We start from the raw sequence: 15,151 nt of genomic DNA, 5'->3' as shown, positions 1-15,151 counted from the left end.
CTATCCCCTCAAAACCCCGCCCGCATCCAGAACCGCTTGCCTGGTGTCGACATCGACCAGCGCGGCATCGCCGATATCGACATCGATAACCTGCAGTCCGGCGGAGGCGATGATCTGGCGGGCACCCACATCGCCCTCCAGCCGCATGACGGCGTCGAAAGTCTCGCGCGGCAGGACCACCGGGTTTCCGCGGACCTGGCCGCTGGCCGCGCGCACGACGACATTTCCGCCGGCCGCGCGAAATGCATCGATCAGCGCATCGAGGTGCGCGCTCGTGATGGCCGGCATGTCGGCAAGCATCACCAGCACGCCGCGCGCCTGCGGGCTGAGGGCGGAAACGCCGCGGCGCAGCGACGAGGCCATGCCCTCTTCGTAGTCGGGATTGTCGATCAACGACACATCGAGGCCGGCGAGAGCGCTCCCCATGTCATTGCCGCGAAAGCCGGTGACCACATGGACCGCCCTCGCCTTGCTCGCGAGCGCGGTCTCGCAGGAGCGCCGGATCAGCGGCACACCGTCGAATTCGGCCAGCAGCTTGTGCGGCGGTGTGGCGGCCCGATCCGCATCGCCGGCGGCCACGCCCATGCGGCTCGCCTGCCCGGCCGCCAGCACCACGATCTCCACGGGCGGTTCCTCCTTTTGTGTCGGTCTGCCGGCGAGCCGGGGCTGCGGCCGGCTGGGAATTTCCTTCAACAGACCGCCGACACCCATTGCGGTGATGACGTCCGAATCAGGCCGCTCCCCTGCAAGGATCCGCGCCAGGATCCAGTCGAAACCGTTTTCCTTCGGGCTGCGCGCGCACCCGGGCGCACCGATGACGGGCACGTCGCCGATATGGGCCAGCACCAGCAGGTTGCCGGGATCCACCGGCATACCGACGTGATCGACGACACCGCCCGCAAGCCGGATGCCGGCGGGAATGACATCGTCGCCGTCGACGATCGCCGACGCGCCGAAAGCGATGATGATGTCCGACTTCTCCTTTAGCGCCGCAACCGCCTCGCCGACCGCTTCGGCATTGTGCGCAGTCCTGACTTCTTCGATCAGCGTGCTGTCCGACGCGTTCAGCCTTTCCTGGAGCAGGCGTGCCGTCTTGTCCATGACCGATGTCTTCAGCGAGGGAAGCTCGGTTGCGACCAATCCGACGCGCGCGCTGTCGAACGGGCGAACACCCATCGTTCCGGGGCTGGCGATGGCCTCCGCCGCCCGCTCCAGGCTTGCGCCGCCGACGGCGAGCGGAATGATCTTGACCGTCGCAACCATGTCGCCGGCGGAAACCTGCTGGTGGTCGGCGATGGTTGCCAGGGTAATCGCCGGATCGATGCGGTTGAAACGGTCCACCTTCACTGATTCCGCGCGGAACAATCCGCTCCGCTCGGCAAACAGATTGACCCGGCCTGTCGCCGCGGGACCGGCACGCACAAGCGGTGCGTCGAGCGCGTCGGCGAGCCGCGTCGCAGCTTCGTCCTCGCCGACATCGCCGGGTTCGAGTTGCGCTGCGATCACTTCGGAGACGCCCGCCGCCCGCAACGCTTCCAGGTCGACGGCGCCAAGAACCCGTCCCTTCTTGAGCCGCAGTTTCCCCGTCTTCAGCGAATGCGCCAGAACGGCGCCCAAGGCGTCATCAGTCTTGACCGCGCCGAACTTCAACGGACCGCCACCTGCCGCTTGCGCAGGGCGGCGATAACTTCGGCCAAAATGGCGACCGCGATCTCCGACGGGCTTGAGGCTCCGATATCGAGACCGATCGGCGCGGAGATGCGGCCGATCCTGTTGTCGTCTAGTCCCAGTTCCTTCAGCCGCTCCACCCGTTTCGCATGCGTCTTGCGGCTGCCGAGCGCGCCGACATAGAAACACCCGGCCTCCAGCGCGCATTTAAGCGGAAAATCGTCGATCTTCGGATCGTGGGTTACGGCGGCAAGTGCCGTGTAGGCATCGAGCGGTACGCGTTCGAGCACCTCATCGGGCCACTCCGCGAGCAATTCGACACCGCTGAAGCGCTCCTGCGTTGCAAAGGCGGTCCGCGGATCGATGACGGTCATGTCGAAGCCGGCGATACGGGCCATCGGCGCCAGCGCCTGCGATATGTGCACCGCGCCGATGACGACGAGCCTGGCGGGCGGCAGGTGCACATTGAGAAAATAATCACGGCCGTCCGCTTCGACGACAGCCGACTTGCCGCTCCGGAAGGCGCGCTCGGCAGCGTCGCCGAATGCGTCGCCGGCGCTCTCGCCCTCGCGCAGCAGGCGTCCGCTGCCATCCCCGAGATCGGTGATCAGGATCGCCGCCCGGCGCGCCTGCCGCTCCTCGTTCAACTGCTTTAAAAGGTCCGTGTCCACGAACTACCTCAGCTTTTCGACAAAAACGCGGATCCGCCCGCCGCAGGAAAGACCCACCTGCCACGCGGTCTCGTCGGCAACGCCGAACTCCAGCACCCGCGGTCTGCCTTCCGACATCACGTCAATGGCCTCGCTGACGACCGCGCCCTCGACGCAGCCGCCCGAAACCGAACCGTGAAAATTGCCTTCGCCGTCGATGACGAGGTGACTTCCGACCGGCCGCGGCGCCGAACCCCAGGTCTCGACAACGGTGGCGATCGCCACGTCCCTTCCCTCGCCCGCCCAGCGTTCGGCCACGGTCAGCGGGTCCAGCGGTTCTTGAGTATCGTTCATCGCATTGCTCCCTAGGCTGCGCGAGACAGAAACCGTCGCGGATCGGTCGACACATTGCCCTGTCCTTCCAGCGCGTCGACCAGGTCCGACAGGGCTTCTAGATTGTGCACCGGCCTGAACTCGTCAACATGCGGCAGCATCGCCCGCACGCCCATGGCGCGCGCCTCGAATCCCTCGAAGCGCAGCAACGGATTGAGCCAGATCAGCCGCCGGCAGGATTTGTGTAGCCTCTCCATCTGATGCGGCAGGTCGCCGACGCCTTCGCGTTCGAGCCCGTCGCTGATCAGCAGCACGACCGCCCCCTGGGACAGGACACGGCGCGACCACAAGCGGTTGAACTCGGAGAGCGTATCGGCAATGCGTGTCCCGCCCGACCAGTCCTCGACCGCCGCGGCGCATTCCTCCAATGCCTCATCGGGGTCACGGTAACGCATCTGCCGCGTGACGTTGGTCAGACGCGTCCCGAACAGGAAGGTGTGAACCCGGCGGCGTTTCTCGGTCAGCACATGGAGGAAGTGCAGAAACACCCTTGTATACTGGCTCATGGACCCCGAGATGTCGGCCAGCACGACGAGCGGCGGATGCACCATCCTGGGCTCGCGGAAGCGCGGCAGAATCAACGACCCGCCGGTCTTCAGGGCCGTCCGCATCGTGGCGCGCGGATCGACTTTCAACGGCCGGTGGCTTGGCGCGTAGCGGCGGGTGCGGACCCGGTCGAAAGGGAGGATCAGGCGCGACAGGGCCCGCTTGGCCTCGACGATTTCTTCCGCGGTCATCTGCGCGAAATCCATTTTTCTGAGCACCTCCCGCCCCGAACTCGTGAACCGCGCGTCGATCTCGATTTCCGGCTCGTCCCGTTGCGGACGCCGTTCGTCCCGTTGCTGCATCGCCTGGCTCGCCCTGGTTTCTCCGGCGCGCTGCTTTTCCCGTTCGCGCTGCTCCAGCGCCACCGGCGAGAACATCGCGATCATCTTTTCGATGAGATTGCGCGATCGCCAGAACAGGCGGAATGCCTCGTCGAAGACCGCATGATCCTCGTGCCGGTTGACGAAAATCGAGTGAAGCGTCCAGTAGAAATCCTCGCGCGAACCGATGCCGGTTATCCGGACGGCCTCGACTGCGTCGGTGACCGCGGCCGGGCCGACACGCATGCCGGCGCGCCTGAGGGCGCGGGCGAAAAAGACGATGTTGTCGGCGAGCCGTCCGTCCGGTTTCGGCTTGGCGATATCGGTCATGCTTTGAACCCTGTCCGGTTCGCCCGCTCAGACGGCGGCGAGCTCGGACTTCACTTCCTCCAGGAGTTTCCTGCCTTCGCCCTCTTCGATACGCGCGATATCGTCCTGGTACTTCAACAGCGTTCCGATCGTATCGGAGATCACTTCGGGATCGAGCGCGACGCTGTCGAGTTCCGTCAGGGCACTGGCCCAGTCGATGGTCTCGGCGACACCCGGATTCTTGAAGAGGTCGAGCGTTCTGAGCTTCTGCACGTAGCCGACGAGTTCCTTCGACAAGGCGGCATTGCATCCCGGCACCTTGCGCTGCACGATCTCGAGCTCCGCCTCCGCGGTCGGATAATCCACCCAGTGATAGAGGCAGCGGCGCTTGAGCGCGTCGTGGATCTCCCGGGTCCGGTTTGTCGTGATGATCACGATCGGCGGCTCGTCCGCCTTGACGACTCCGATCTCCGGTATCGACACCTGGTATTCGGAAAGCAGTTCGAGAAGATAGGCTTCGAACGCCTCATCGGTGCGGTCGAGCTCGTCGATAAGGAATATCGGCGCGCCGCCCTGCTTGGCGGACAGCGCCTGCAGGACCGGCCGGCGGATCAGGTAGTCGTCGGAGAAAATATTGCGCTCGATGGCCGATCGATCGGTCTCGCCGGAGGCTTCCGACAACCGGATCTCCAGCATCTGCGCCGGATAGTTCCACTCGTAGACGGCCGTCGAGATATCGAGGCCCTCGTAGCACTGGAGTCGGATCAGCGGACGGTTCAGGCCCCGCGCCAGGATCTTGGCGATCTCGGTCTTGCCGACGCCTGCCTCGCCCTCCAGCAGGAGCGGACGCTTCATTTTCAGGCTCAGGAACAGAACGGTCGCCAGAGCGCGGCTGGCGACATAGTCCTGGCTGTCCATCAATTCGAGTGTTTCGTCGATCGAGCCTGGAATGGGTTTCGGCTTGTTGGTCAAGGCATGATCCTCAAGAAATTGGTCGGGGCCGGCAACTGGCGGTCGTCAAAGGCTTCGCCACTGCCGATCCAGAAACAGCAGCGACGACTGCATCTCGCCAATGCGCAATCCGACGACCTCTCCGAACAGCACCATGTGCGTGGCCATGACTTTGTGGTCGGAGAGATTGCAATCGAACACCGCCATGGCATCGCTCAGGGTCGGACTGCCGGTCGAAATCGTGTCCCACTCGGCCATCGCGAAGCGCTCGTCGGCGCTCTTTTGATCGAAACCCGCGAAAGCGGCCGCCATCGACTGGTGCTGCACGGCCAGCGTGTTGAGCGCGAAGCGCTTGCTTTCCAAGAAAATCGTGTTGTTGGGATTGGACTTGTTGAGGCACACGAGCACGATCGGCGGCTCATCCGAGACCGAACAGGCCGCCGTCACGGTGACACCGCGCCGCACGCCGCCGAGTTCGGTCGTGACGAGCTGCACGTGGCCCGCGTAATGGGCCATGGCATTCCTGTAGTCCTCGGACAGAACGGTCCTTCGTTCCAACACGCAACGTCTCCAGTGGCATTCGGGCATGTATCGGCGTGATCGCAATACATAGACACATCTGTGTATATTGGAACCATTTTGCCGAATTTCTCCTAATTTTCGGTGCAGGGATGGTGAGGCTGCCACGCCGGCCGACCGGATACCGCGCAACCCGGTGCGCCCAAACGGCAAAACTGCAATGTACGACTTGGTCGCCGTTTGCTGATCTGGTATCGCTGTGAGTACGGCCCACTTCGACCAGGGGAAAGGAATCCGATGAGGCTGGCACGACTGCCCCTACTTTCTGCGCTGTTCCTCGTGGGTTTCCATTCTTGTCTTACGGCCGCTTCCGCCCAGGAAACGGAGGACAGCCTGCGACTCGGCGTCTTCGTGCCCACCGAGGGCAATTTTGCCATCCTCGGAGAACAAATCGTCAATGGAATCAATGTCCTGAAGGATAATTCGGGGGTTGCTATTGCTGAGGTTCTCGAGGAACCGGACACCTGCGATACCGAGGGCGGCGAGGATGCAGCCAGCGCGTTCGCGGAAGCCGGCGTCGATGCCGTTGTCGGATTCTTGTGCATGGAAAGCCTTGCGGCGGCGCTTCCGATCCTGTCCGCCTCGGATATTCCATCCATATCGCTTGGCGTTCGTTCCGCGATCATCGCCGAGGATGCCAGCCGCAACGACTGGCTGTTTTACCGCCTCGCGCCGCGGGACGACGACGAGGCCAAGATGGTCACCCGTGTCATCTCGACGGACTGGCTCGGCAAGCCGCTGGCGCTGGTCGAAGATGGTACCATTTACGGCCGCGAACTGATGGAATCCGTTCGACTGATGCTTGAAGAAATTGGCATAAGTCCAATTTTCGTTGACAATTTCCGCCCAACGCAAGACCGGCAATTTGGCCTGGTCAGACGATTGCAGAAGTCCGGCGCAACACATGTTTTCATCGGCGGCGACCGCCAGGACGCGGCAACGATCGCCCGCGACAGCGCCGAGGCCGGTCTCGGCCTTGTTTTTCTCGGCGGCGATGCGCTCAACGCCGCAGAAGGCGATCCGGCGCTGGCCGACGGGTTCCTGGCCGTCACCCTGCCCGAGCCGCGTTTCCTGCCCAGCGCGACGCGCGCCGTCAAGCAGTTCGACGACGCCGAAATCAGCATAAGCGGCTACGCCATTCCCTCATATGCCGCCGGACAGATCCTCCTCGCGGCAAAGCGGGCCGCGGCGGTCACGCAGGCGCCCCTGGGCGATTATCTGACCGGGCGCGAGTTCTTCACCGCGCTCGGCCCGATCGAGTTCGACGATTTCGGCGAGCGCAAGGACAACCCGTTCGAGCTGATGGTCTGGCATGACGGCACGTTCGTGCCGGCCAACCTGGCCGAGGACGTCCGGTCCGGCATCAACGAGGAAACCACGCAATGACGATAGCCGGCCCGCGCAATCTCATCACCGATGTCGACGGCCTTGTCGTCGGCAATGCGCAGGATGCGAAACTCAAGTCCGGCGTCACCGCGATTTTGTGCCAGGACAGCGCCGTCGCGTCCGTGCAGGTTCTCGGCGGCGCGCCGGGAACCCGCGACACCGACCTGCTGGAGCCGCACAACACCGTGGAGAGCGTCAATGCGATCGTCCTGTCGGGCGGTTCCGCCTTCGGTCTCGATGCGGCCTCCGGCGTACAGGCGGCCCTGCGCGAGAAACGTGTGGGTTTTCAGATCGGCGATGCGGTGATCCCGATCGTGCCCGGCGCCATCCTGTTCGACATGATCAACGGCGGCGACAAGGACTGGGGCCTCTATCCGCCCTACCGGGAACTCGGATACGAGGCGGCGCTCGCCGCCGGGCCGGACTTCGACACCGGAACCGCTGGCGCCGGTGCCGGTGCCGTGACGGCCGAACTGAAGGGCGGGCTTGGCTCGGCCTCCGCCGTCCTCGACAACGGCGTGACGGTCGGGGCGCTGGTGGCCGTCAATTCGGTCGGCACGGTGAACGTTGCCGGCGGCGCCCATTTCTGGGCCGCGCCGTTCGAGATGGGCAGCGAATTCGGCGGCCTCGGCCTGCCGTCGCCGCTGCCGGAAAGCACGACCGATCTGCGCATCAAATTCCGCGAGCGGCAGACACTTGAGGGAGCCAACACCACCATCGCGGCAATCGCCACGGACGCGATCCTCACCAAGGCGGAAGCCAAGCGCCTCGCGGTCGCAGCCCATGACGGTTACGCCCGAGCGATCTGGCCCGCCCACACGCCCTTTGACGGCGACCTGATATTCTGCCTCGCCACCGGCCGCAGCGGAAAACGTCTCGAGGTCGACGGCTTTCTCGACCTGTGTGCCGTGGCCGCGTCGACCATGTCCCGGGCGATTGCGCGCGGCGTCTACGATGCAACCCCGGAGCCTGGCGACCTGTGGCCGACCTGGCAGGACAGATACGGGAATGGCGGCTGATGCGAACCGGCGGTGGAAACCTTCATGGTCCGATTGTCCGGGCCGGCGGGAAATGCTAATTGCGCCCCAATCTCCCGACCACCGGAGCAGCCGATGACCCGCCCAATCACCATAGCGCCGTCCATTCTTGCCGCCGACTATTCGAAACTCGGCGACGAGGTGCGGGACGTGACCGCAGCCGGCGCCGACTGGATCCATCTGGATGTCATGGACGGCCATTTCGTGCCGAACATCTCCTACGGCCCGGACGTGATCAAGTCGCTGCGCCCGCACAGCGACCTCGTTTTCGACTGTCACCTGATGATCGCGCCCTGCGATCCCTATATCGAAGCCTTCGCGAAGGCCGGCTGCGACATCATCACGGTCCATGCCGAGGCCGGCCCGCATCTGCACCGCTCGCTGCAGGCCATCCGGTCGCTCGGCAAAAAGGCCGGCGTCTCCCTCAATCCCGCCACGCCTGAGGATGTCATCGAATATGTCCTCGACGAGCTCGATCTCATCCTGGTGATGAGCGTCAATCCCGGGTTCGGCGGTCAGAAATTCATTCCCGCGGTGCTGGAAAAGGCGCGCCGCATCCGCGCCATGATCGGCAACCGGCCGATCGACCTGGAAATCGACGGCGGCGTGACGCCGGACACCGCACCCGACGCCGCCGCCGCCGGCATCAATGCACTGGTTGCCGGATCGGCGGTCTTCAAGGGCGGCACCGCGGAGGCCTACCGCAAGAATATTTCGGCGATCCGGGGTGCCGCGCAGGCGGCGCAAAAATAGCGTGTCGCGCATCGGGACCAGCGGCCCGATTGTCAGCCGATGACCGCAATAGCCCGAATCGGCAAAAAGCGTCCCGGCTTGCGATTCCTGCTCGCGTGGGCACCGATATGGGGCGCGGCGATGGCATTGTCCCTTTTCGGCGGGCTTGAACTGTCCATCGGCGGGCTCACGGCCAACCGCAACGCCCTGTTGCTGCTCTATTTCGCCGGAGGAACGGTCGCGTTCACTCCTGCTGTATGGATGGCCTTTCTGCTTGCCGGCCGGCGCCCAGGAGAAACGCGCTTCGCGGCCATTTTTCTGTGCCTAGGCGTGTTGACCGTCGCCGTTACCGCCGGCCTGTATGCGGTCACATACTGGATCTTCTTCGCTTCGTGGCACGGCGAGTTCCTGACGACGCTGTGGCTTTATCAGCTTGCTTTGACACTGGCATCGGCGCTCTACCAGTTTGCCGTTATCGGCTTGAGGAATTATCTTCCGCTCGGACCGGTCCTTGTCGCAGCGGCAAGCTTCTGGCTTGTCAAAAGCATGCGTTGAGATCGCCGGATTTTTCTGCTAGCAGGCTGCCATGCGGCGCGCGCTCCCCCGAATTCTTCTCACCCGTGAGCACAATTTATGATCCCTCGATATTCCAGACCTGAAATGACCGCCATCTGGTCGCCGGAATCGAAGTTTCGCATCTGGTTCGAAATCGAGGCCCACGCCTGCGACGCGCTCGCGGAACTCGGCGTTATTCCGAAGTCGGCTGCAAAGACCATCTGGGAAAAGGGTGGCAAGGCCGTTTTCGATGTGGCGCGCATCGACGAAATCGAGGCGGTCACCAAGCACGACGTCATTGCCTTCCTGACGCATCTTGCCGAGATCGTCGGACCGGACGCACGCTTCGTGCACCAGGGCATGACCTCATCGGACGTGCTCGACACCTGCTTCAATGTCCAGCTCGTCAAGGCGACGGATATCCTGCTCGCGGACATGGACAAGCTGCTGGCCGCGCTGAAGGAGCGCGCCCACGAGCACAAGGACACGATAACGATCGGCCGCAGCCACGGCATCCACGCCGAGCCGACCACATTCGGCGTCAAGCTCGCCCTCGCCTATGCCGAGTTCGAGCGCTGCAGGAACCGCCTCGTGGCGGCACGCGCGGAAATCGCGACCTGCGCCATTTCCGGCGCCGTCGGGACATTCGCCAATATCGATCCGCGCGTCGAGGAACATGTCGCCAGATCGATGGGCCTCGCGGCCGAACCGGTCTCCACGCAGGTCATCCCGCGCGACCGGCACGCCATGTATTTCGCCACCCTTGCAGTGATCGCCTCGTCGGTCGAGCGGCTGGCGGTCGAGATCCGCCACCTGCAGCGCACCGAAGTGCTGGAGGCCGAGGAATATTTCTCGCCCGGCCAGAAGGGATCGTCGGCAATGCCGCACAAGCGCAATCCCGTGCTGACCGAAAACCTGACCGGCCTGGCCCGCATGGTTCGCTCCTACGCGATGCCCGCAATGGAGAATGTCGCCCTTTGGCACGAGCGCGACATCTCCCATTCTTCGGTCGAGCGCATGATTGGCCCGGACGCAACGGTGACGCTCGATTTTGCACTGGCGCGGCTGACCGGTGTTGTCGAGAAACTCGTCGTCTATCCCGAGAACATGATGGCAAACCTGAACAAGTTCAGGGGCCTTGTGCACTCGCAGCGGGTCCTTCTGGCCCTCACGCAGGCGGGTGTCAGCCGCGAGGACGCCTATCGTCTGGTTCAGCGCAACGCCATGAAGGTCTGGGAAGACGGCAAGGATTTCCTCGAGGAACTGCTGGCCGACGACGAAGTCCGACAGGCGCTTGCGGAAGACGAAATCCGGGAAAAATTCGACCTCGGCTACCACACCAAACATGTCGACACCATATTTGCCCGTGTCTTCGGGACCGAAGACTGAGTTCCTGAATTCGTTTCATGGGTGAAGAATGAAAGCTTCCGACGCCGACATCTTGATTGTTCCCGGCTATAAGAACTCGGGCCCGGACCACTGGCAGAGCCGGTGGCAGGCCAAGCTGTCGACCGCGCGCAGGGTCGAGCAGCAGTCCTGGGCAAAGCCCGAGCGGGAGGAATGGACGGCCAACATCGCGGCGGCGGTCAACCGGGCGACCAGACCGGTGGTGATTGTCGCCCACTCGCTGGGCACGGCAGCGGCAGTCCAGGCAGTTTCGGAATTCGACAACGACGTTGCCGGTGCACTGCTGGTGGCGCCGCCCGACGTAAGCAATCCGAAGATTCGGCCGAAACACCTGATGACGTTCGGGCCGTATTCGCGCGACCCGCTGCCGTTTCCGTCGCTGGTGATCGCCAGCCGCGACGATCCCTACAGCAGCTTTGACACCGCGGACGATACCGCCCATGCCTGGGGTGCGCTGTTCATGGATGCCGGCAAGGCCGGACACATCAATGCGGAATCGGGATTTGGCCCCTGGCCGGAAGGCCTGATGGTGTTCGCCCGGTTCCTGAGCAAGCTAGAGCCGTGAAACGGCCCCGCCTGTGATAGGCGGAGCCGGGACCAGAGCAAATCTCCGTTAAAGCATATGCGACGTAACTCGCTGCCGCCCCGGACATGGCGTTTGGGATGATCCTCCCACTTCGGATGACACGATGGATCGGTTTCCAATGCTGATTACGACAAATTGCAACCGGTTGCAAAACGGATTAATTTGGGTAATATCACCCTAGGGAAGGCTGAGGGAGGGTCGATACACAAGCCTGCACAATGTCGATGGCAGTCCCGTTGAGGGGTCATGCGTTTGCTTGGTCGCCAACCGGAAAACGGCAACATTGACTGCGTGAGAATCAACCTCCGCATTTTCCTGTCGTGTCGCATGCCCCCGACCAGGGGCAATCCGGAAATAATGGGTGAACCGGACACCGCAAAGGGAGGAAGTACATGAAGAGAGTATTGGTCACGGCCGCAATGGTCGCATCGATTGCGACAGGCGCAATGGCTCAGGAGATCGGTGCAACCATTGCTCGGTTTGACGACAATTTTCTGACCGTTATGCGCAATGGCATGGTCGAACACGCACAGGGTCTGGATGGCGTTTCGCTGCAAGTCGAGGACGCAACAGACGATATCTCGAAACAGATTGACCAGGTGAAGAACTTTGTTGCCAGCGGCGTTGACGCCATCATTGTGAATATTGTCGACACCTCGGCAGGCGCCGCTGTCTCGGCCGCGGCAGGAAATACTCCATTGGTGTATGTCAACCGCGAGCCCGACAACGTCAACGAGCTTCCGGCGACACAAGCCTTTGTTGCGTCGAATGAAATCGAGTCTGGTACGCTCGAAGCATTCCAGATTTGCCGCAATCTGCGGGCCGCGGGCAAAGCGGGCGGCGCGAAGGGCTATCTGATGAATGGCCAACTGTCCAACCAGGCGGCGGTTCAGCGCTCGAAGGACGTCCATGACGTGATTGGCATGGACATGTGCAACTTCATGACTTTGATCGACGAACAGACCGCCAACTGGTCGCGCGATGAAGCTCAGGACCTGATGACCAACTGGCTGTCGGCCGGTGAAGACTTTGACTTTGTCATCGCCAACAACGACGAAATGGCCATCGGTGCGATCCAGGCCATGAAGGCTGCCGGTATTGACATGGCAGCAGTGGAAGTGGGTGGCGTTGACGCAACTCAGGATGCTCTCGTCGCCATGCAGGCAGGCGAACTCGACGTCACGGTGTTCCAGGACGCCTTCGGTCAAGGCCGTGGCTCGGTTGACACCGCACTTGCGATTGCCGCCGGTGACGACGTCGACCAGAAGGTCTACATCCCCTTCAAGCTTGTCACGCCCGACAACATATCGGACTTTATCGACAAGAACTGACTGTACCACACCGCCTGGCAGCAACTATTGTTGCCAGGCGGTTTCTGGCCCGCATTGTTGGGGGACACAGCGGAAAACAGAAGGAATCCTGCATAAATGGCGGACACATCCCACGGCACCGGCGGACTGTCATTCGACAAAAGCAAACGTGCGTGGCCCAACGAGGCCAACATTTTTATCGCGCTGATATGCATCATTGGGATGTTCGAAATTCTTGGTCAGCTTCTGCCTTATATGAACAACCAGAGTTTCCTGTTCGATACCAAGGACCGCTTCGATTCCGTCTTCAACGAGGCACGCCTGAAGATCATCATTCTGCAGGTTGCCATTATCGGAATAATCGCGCTTGGCGTAACCCAGGTCATCATCTCCGGAGGGATTGACCTGTCCTCCGGTCCCCTCGTCGGGGCAGCCGCGATGATCGTGATGTCGTTTGCCCAGACCGAGTTGGTAAACGGCAATCCGAACCCGAAAGCCGTCTTTGGAGATTGGGCATTTGATTTGCCTGTTCTCATACCCGTGGTCGTTGGCCTCCTGTTCGGCGCCTTTATAGGTGCGATTAACGGCTCGCTGATTGCATTTACGGGTATTCCGCCGTTCATCGCGACCCTCGGCATGTTTCTGGTTTGCCGTGGCATCGCTCAGTGGTGGACACGGGGCCAGCCTGTATCGTTCCCGACCGAGAGTTTTGCCTGGCTGGGATCGGGCATGATGCCGGTTATCTGGTTTCTGCTTCTTGCAGTCCTGTTTCACTTCATTCTCAGATTCACGGTCTACGGCAAGCACACCTATGCCATCGGCTCGAACGAAGATGCTGCCAGAATGTCAGGCATCAACGTCAAGCGTCACAAGGTGCTGGTCTATATGATCGCCTCGATGCTTGCCGCCTTTGCGGCAATAATCCTGAGCTCCAAGAACCTTACGGCGCAGTCTGGAATGGGACAGTTCTACGAACTTTTCGCCATCGCAATGGCCGTTATTGGCGGGGTAAGTTTGACGGGGGGCCGAGGCTCGATAATCGGCACCGTACTCGGCGCAATGGTGTTTGGCGTGATCCAATCGGGATTCACCTATGTGAAACTCGACGCGTTCTATCAGCTCATGGCGATGGGCGCGATCATCATTGGTGCTGTTGTCCTTGACCAGTGGCGGCAGAAGCAGGCTGCGGCCAGGGCATAGGGAATACGAGATGGAAAACGACATCGTTCTGAAGACCGAGGATCTCACCAAGCATTACGGTGGCGTCCAGGCGCTCGAGGGAGCCAACTTCGAGCTGAAAAAAGGCGAGCATGTTGCCATCATGGGCGACAACGGCGCCGGCAAGTCGACCTTCGTTCGACAGATCACCGGCGTTGAGCAGCGCACGCGCGGCACAGTCTGGCTGTATGGCGAAAATGTCGCCTTTGGCGGCCCGCTCGATGCCCGTGAGGCCGGCATTGAAACCGTCTTCCAGACGCTCGCGCTGGCCGACGATCTGGACGTGCCCGACAATTTGTTCCTCGGCCGCGAAAAAACCAGGTTGGACTGGCTTGGGCCGTTTCGTCTCCTCGACTACAAGGCCATGAGGCGTGCCACGATTGAGGGACTTGAAAAGACAGCCGTCAAGATCCCCAACATCCGGAACACCATCCGGAACATGTCTGGCGGCCAGAGGCAATGCGTGGCCATTGCTAGGACCGCAACATTCCACTCTCGGCTGACCATCATGGACGAGCCCACCGCCGCGCTTGGTGTGCAGGAAACCGCGCAGGTCGAGAACATCATCAGGACCTTGAAAGAACAGGGTGAGCCGCTCATCCTCATCAGTCACAACATGCGGCAGGTGTTCGATCTGGTTGACCGGATCGTTGTTTTCCGGCGCGGCAGAATCTGCGCGAATCTCGACATCAAGAACGGCGATATCACCGGCGAAGACGTTGTGGCCTACATTACAGGCGCCAAGACCCAGCCGGAGTACCAGGAAGCCGCATAACGCAATCAGACACTGCGCTGCATCTGAAGCAAACCTCCACCAAAGTCAGTGCGTGGCCGGTGGCGGAACGCTGCCGGCCACGAACGCGTTCGATGCGGCGCAACGGCGGCCCGTCCCTGCGAATTCGTCGATAGGAGGAATTCGAGGGCGAACGATAGGCCGTATACCCTGCCCGGCTATTCGGTCAGAACCTGCTGCATCGCTTCCTGCATGTATTCGTCCATGCGGCGGCGGATCTGGTGGTCCGACTGGTCGACACCGGCTTCGTCGAAGTCGCGGCGCACCTTGCGGAACACGTCCTCGTCGCCGGCCTCTTCGAAATCGGCGACAACGACCTCCTTGGCATAGGCTTCGGCGTCTTCGCCTTCCTTGCCGAGCAGTTCCGCGGCCCATAGGCCCAGCTTCTTGTTACGGCGGGCCTCCGCCTTGAAGCGCAGCTGCTCATCGTGGGCGAATTTGTTCTCGTAGGCTTCGCTGCGTTCGTCCATGCCGCTCATGTTCAGTTCTCCAGGACATCCAGTTACTCTGCACCGGTTCCATTATACCAAAGGAACCATGTCTCTTATATGTGTAAATCAAATGCCCAAGAAAAGATCAATCGTCGCGGCGCGCCGCCGCAAATTATCTTTGCTTTGCGCGAATGGCGGCCGCGCCTTGGCCTAATGCCTGCAAAAGCCAAAAATTCCAGCATGGCTGCAATTGTGATATCCGGCAGATTCAGATAGATGA

The 15,151-nt window shown here is 61.9% G+C and carries 16 protein-coding genes; 9 read left to right on the top strand and 7 right to left on the bottom strand.

Annotated features, from left to right (window positions below):
* From E4M07_RS03835 to E4M07_RS03810, 6 genes are all read right to left on the bottom strand, one after another.
* Complete coding sequence (locus E4M07_RS03835) at nt 1-1,650, bottom strand: molybdopterin-binding/glycosyltransferase family 2 protein (RefSeq protein WP_136656948.1); 1,650 nt, start codon at nt 1,648-1,650, stop codon at nt 1-3.
* On the bottom strand, nt 1,647-2,339 hold the full coding sequence (locus tag E4M07_RS03830) for an XdhC family protein (protein WP_136656947.1): 693 nt from the start codon (nt 2,337-2,339) through the stop codon (nt 1,647-1,649). The genes E4M07_RS03835 and E4M07_RS03830 overlap by 4 nt, the downstream gene beginning before the upstream one ends.
* 3 nt (nt 2,340-2,342) lie before the next feature.
* Nucleotides 2,343-2,672 (bottom strand): XdhC family protein, encoded by a 330-nt coding sequence (locus tag E4M07_RS03825; RefSeq protein WP_136656946.1) that lies wholly within the window; start codon nt 2,670-2,672, stop codon nt 2,343-2,345.
* An 11-nt stretch (nt 2,673-2,683) separates the two neighbouring features.
* A complete protein-coding gene (locus tag E4M07_RS03820) occupies nt 2,684-3,907 on the bottom strand; it encodes a VWA domain-containing protein (RefSeq protein ID WP_136656945.1) in 1,224 nt (407 codons plus the stop codon).
* A 27-nt stretch (nt 3,908-3,934) separates the two neighbouring features.
* Nucleotides 3,935-4,804, bottom strand: a complete 870-nt coding sequence (locus E4M07_RS03815) for a MoxR family ATPase (RefSeq protein WP_136657493.1) — start codon at nt 4,802-4,804, stop codon at nt 3,935-3,937.
* A 99-nt stretch (nt 4,805-4,903) separates the two neighbouring features.
* A complete protein-coding gene (locus tag E4M07_RS03810; RefSeq protein WP_246660352.1) occupies nt 4,904-5,398 on the bottom strand; it encodes a flavin reductase in 495 nt (164 codons plus the stop codon).
* Between the two features lie 255 nt (nt 5,399-5,653).
* Between E4M07_RS03810 and E4M07_RS03805 the strand changes: the two genes are divergently transcribed.
* From E4M07_RS03805 to E4M07_RS03765, 9 genes are all read left to right on the top strand, one after another.
* Nucleotides 5,654-6,802 carry a branched-chain amino acid ABC transporter substrate-binding protein gene (locus E4M07_RS03805; protein WP_136656944.1) on the top strand — a complete coding sequence of 383 codons (1,149 nt, stop codon included), beginning with the start codon at nt 5,654-5,656 and terminating at the stop codon, nt 6,800-6,802.
* On the top strand, nt 6,799-7,821 hold the full coding sequence (locus E4M07_RS03800) for a P1 family peptidase (protein ID WP_136656943.1): 1,023 nt from the start codon (nt 6,799-6,801) through the stop codon (nt 7,819-7,821). The genes E4M07_RS03805 and E4M07_RS03800 overlap by 4 nt, the downstream gene beginning before the upstream one ends.
* A 93-nt stretch (nt 7,822-7,914) precedes the next feature.
* Nucleotides 7,915-8,592, top strand: coding sequence for a ribulose-phosphate 3-epimerase (gene rpe, locus E4M07_RS03795; protein WP_136656942.1), 678 nt, complete (start codon nt 7,915-7,917; stop codon nt 8,590-8,592).
* Between the two features lie 120 nt (nt 8,593-8,712).
* A complete protein-coding gene (locus E4M07_RS03790; protein WP_136656941.1) occupies nt 8,713-9,126 on the top strand; it encodes a hypothetical protein in 414 nt (137 codons plus the stop codon).
* A gap of 78 nt (nt 9,127-9,204) precedes the next feature.
* The gene (gene purB, locus E4M07_RS03785) at nt 9,205-10,515 is read left to right on the top strand and encodes an adenylosuccinate lyase (protein ID WP_136656940.1); all 1,311 of its coding nucleotides are present in this window, start codon (nt 9,205-9,207) and stop codon (nt 10,513-10,515) included.
* Nucleotides 10,516-10,543: 28 nt separating this feature from the next.
* The gene (locus E4M07_RS03780; RefSeq protein ID WP_136656939.1) at nt 10,544-11,098 is read left to right on the top strand and encodes an alpha/beta hydrolase; all 555 of its coding nucleotides are present in this window, start codon (nt 10,544-10,546) and stop codon (nt 11,096-11,098) included.
* A gap of 413 nt (nt 11,099-11,511) precedes the next feature.
* A complete protein-coding gene (locus E4M07_RS03775) occupies nt 11,512-12,450 on the top strand; it encodes a substrate-binding domain-containing protein (protein ID WP_136656938.1) in 939 nt (312 codons plus the stop codon).
* 96 nt (nt 12,451-12,546) lie between these two features.
* Nucleotides 12,547-13,629 carry an ABC transporter permease gene (locus E4M07_RS03770; protein WP_136656937.1) on the top strand — a complete coding sequence of 361 codons (1,083 nt, stop codon included), beginning with the start codon at nt 12,547-12,549 and terminating at the stop codon, nt 13,627-13,629.
* Between the two features lie 10 nt (nt 13,630-13,639).
* Nucleotides 13,640-14,422, top strand: coding sequence for an ATP-binding cassette domain-containing protein (locus E4M07_RS03765; protein ID WP_136656936.1), 783 nt, complete (start codon nt 13,640-13,642; stop codon nt 14,420-14,422).
* Between the two features lie 176 nt (nt 14,423-14,598).
* Here the strand turns inward: E4M07_RS03765 and E4M07_RS03760 are convergent, their stop codons facing one another.
* On the bottom strand, nt 14,599-14,919 hold the full coding sequence (locus E4M07_RS03760) for a DUF1476 domain-containing protein (RefSeq protein ID WP_136656935.1): 321 nt from the start codon (nt 14,917-14,919) through the stop codon (nt 14,599-14,601).
* Nucleotides 14,920-15,151 lie beyond the last annotated feature (232 nt).

The sequence above is a fragment of the Nitratireductor sp. XY-223 genome, assembly GCF_004959855.1.
In the GTDB taxonomy this organism is placed as follows: domain Bacteria; phylum Pseudomonadota; class Alphaproteobacteria; order Rhizobiales; family Rhizobiaceae; genus Hoeflea_A.
The sequence above is the reverse complement of the archived record's forward strand: the minus strand, read 5'-3'. Positions and strand labels throughout refer to the sequence as shown.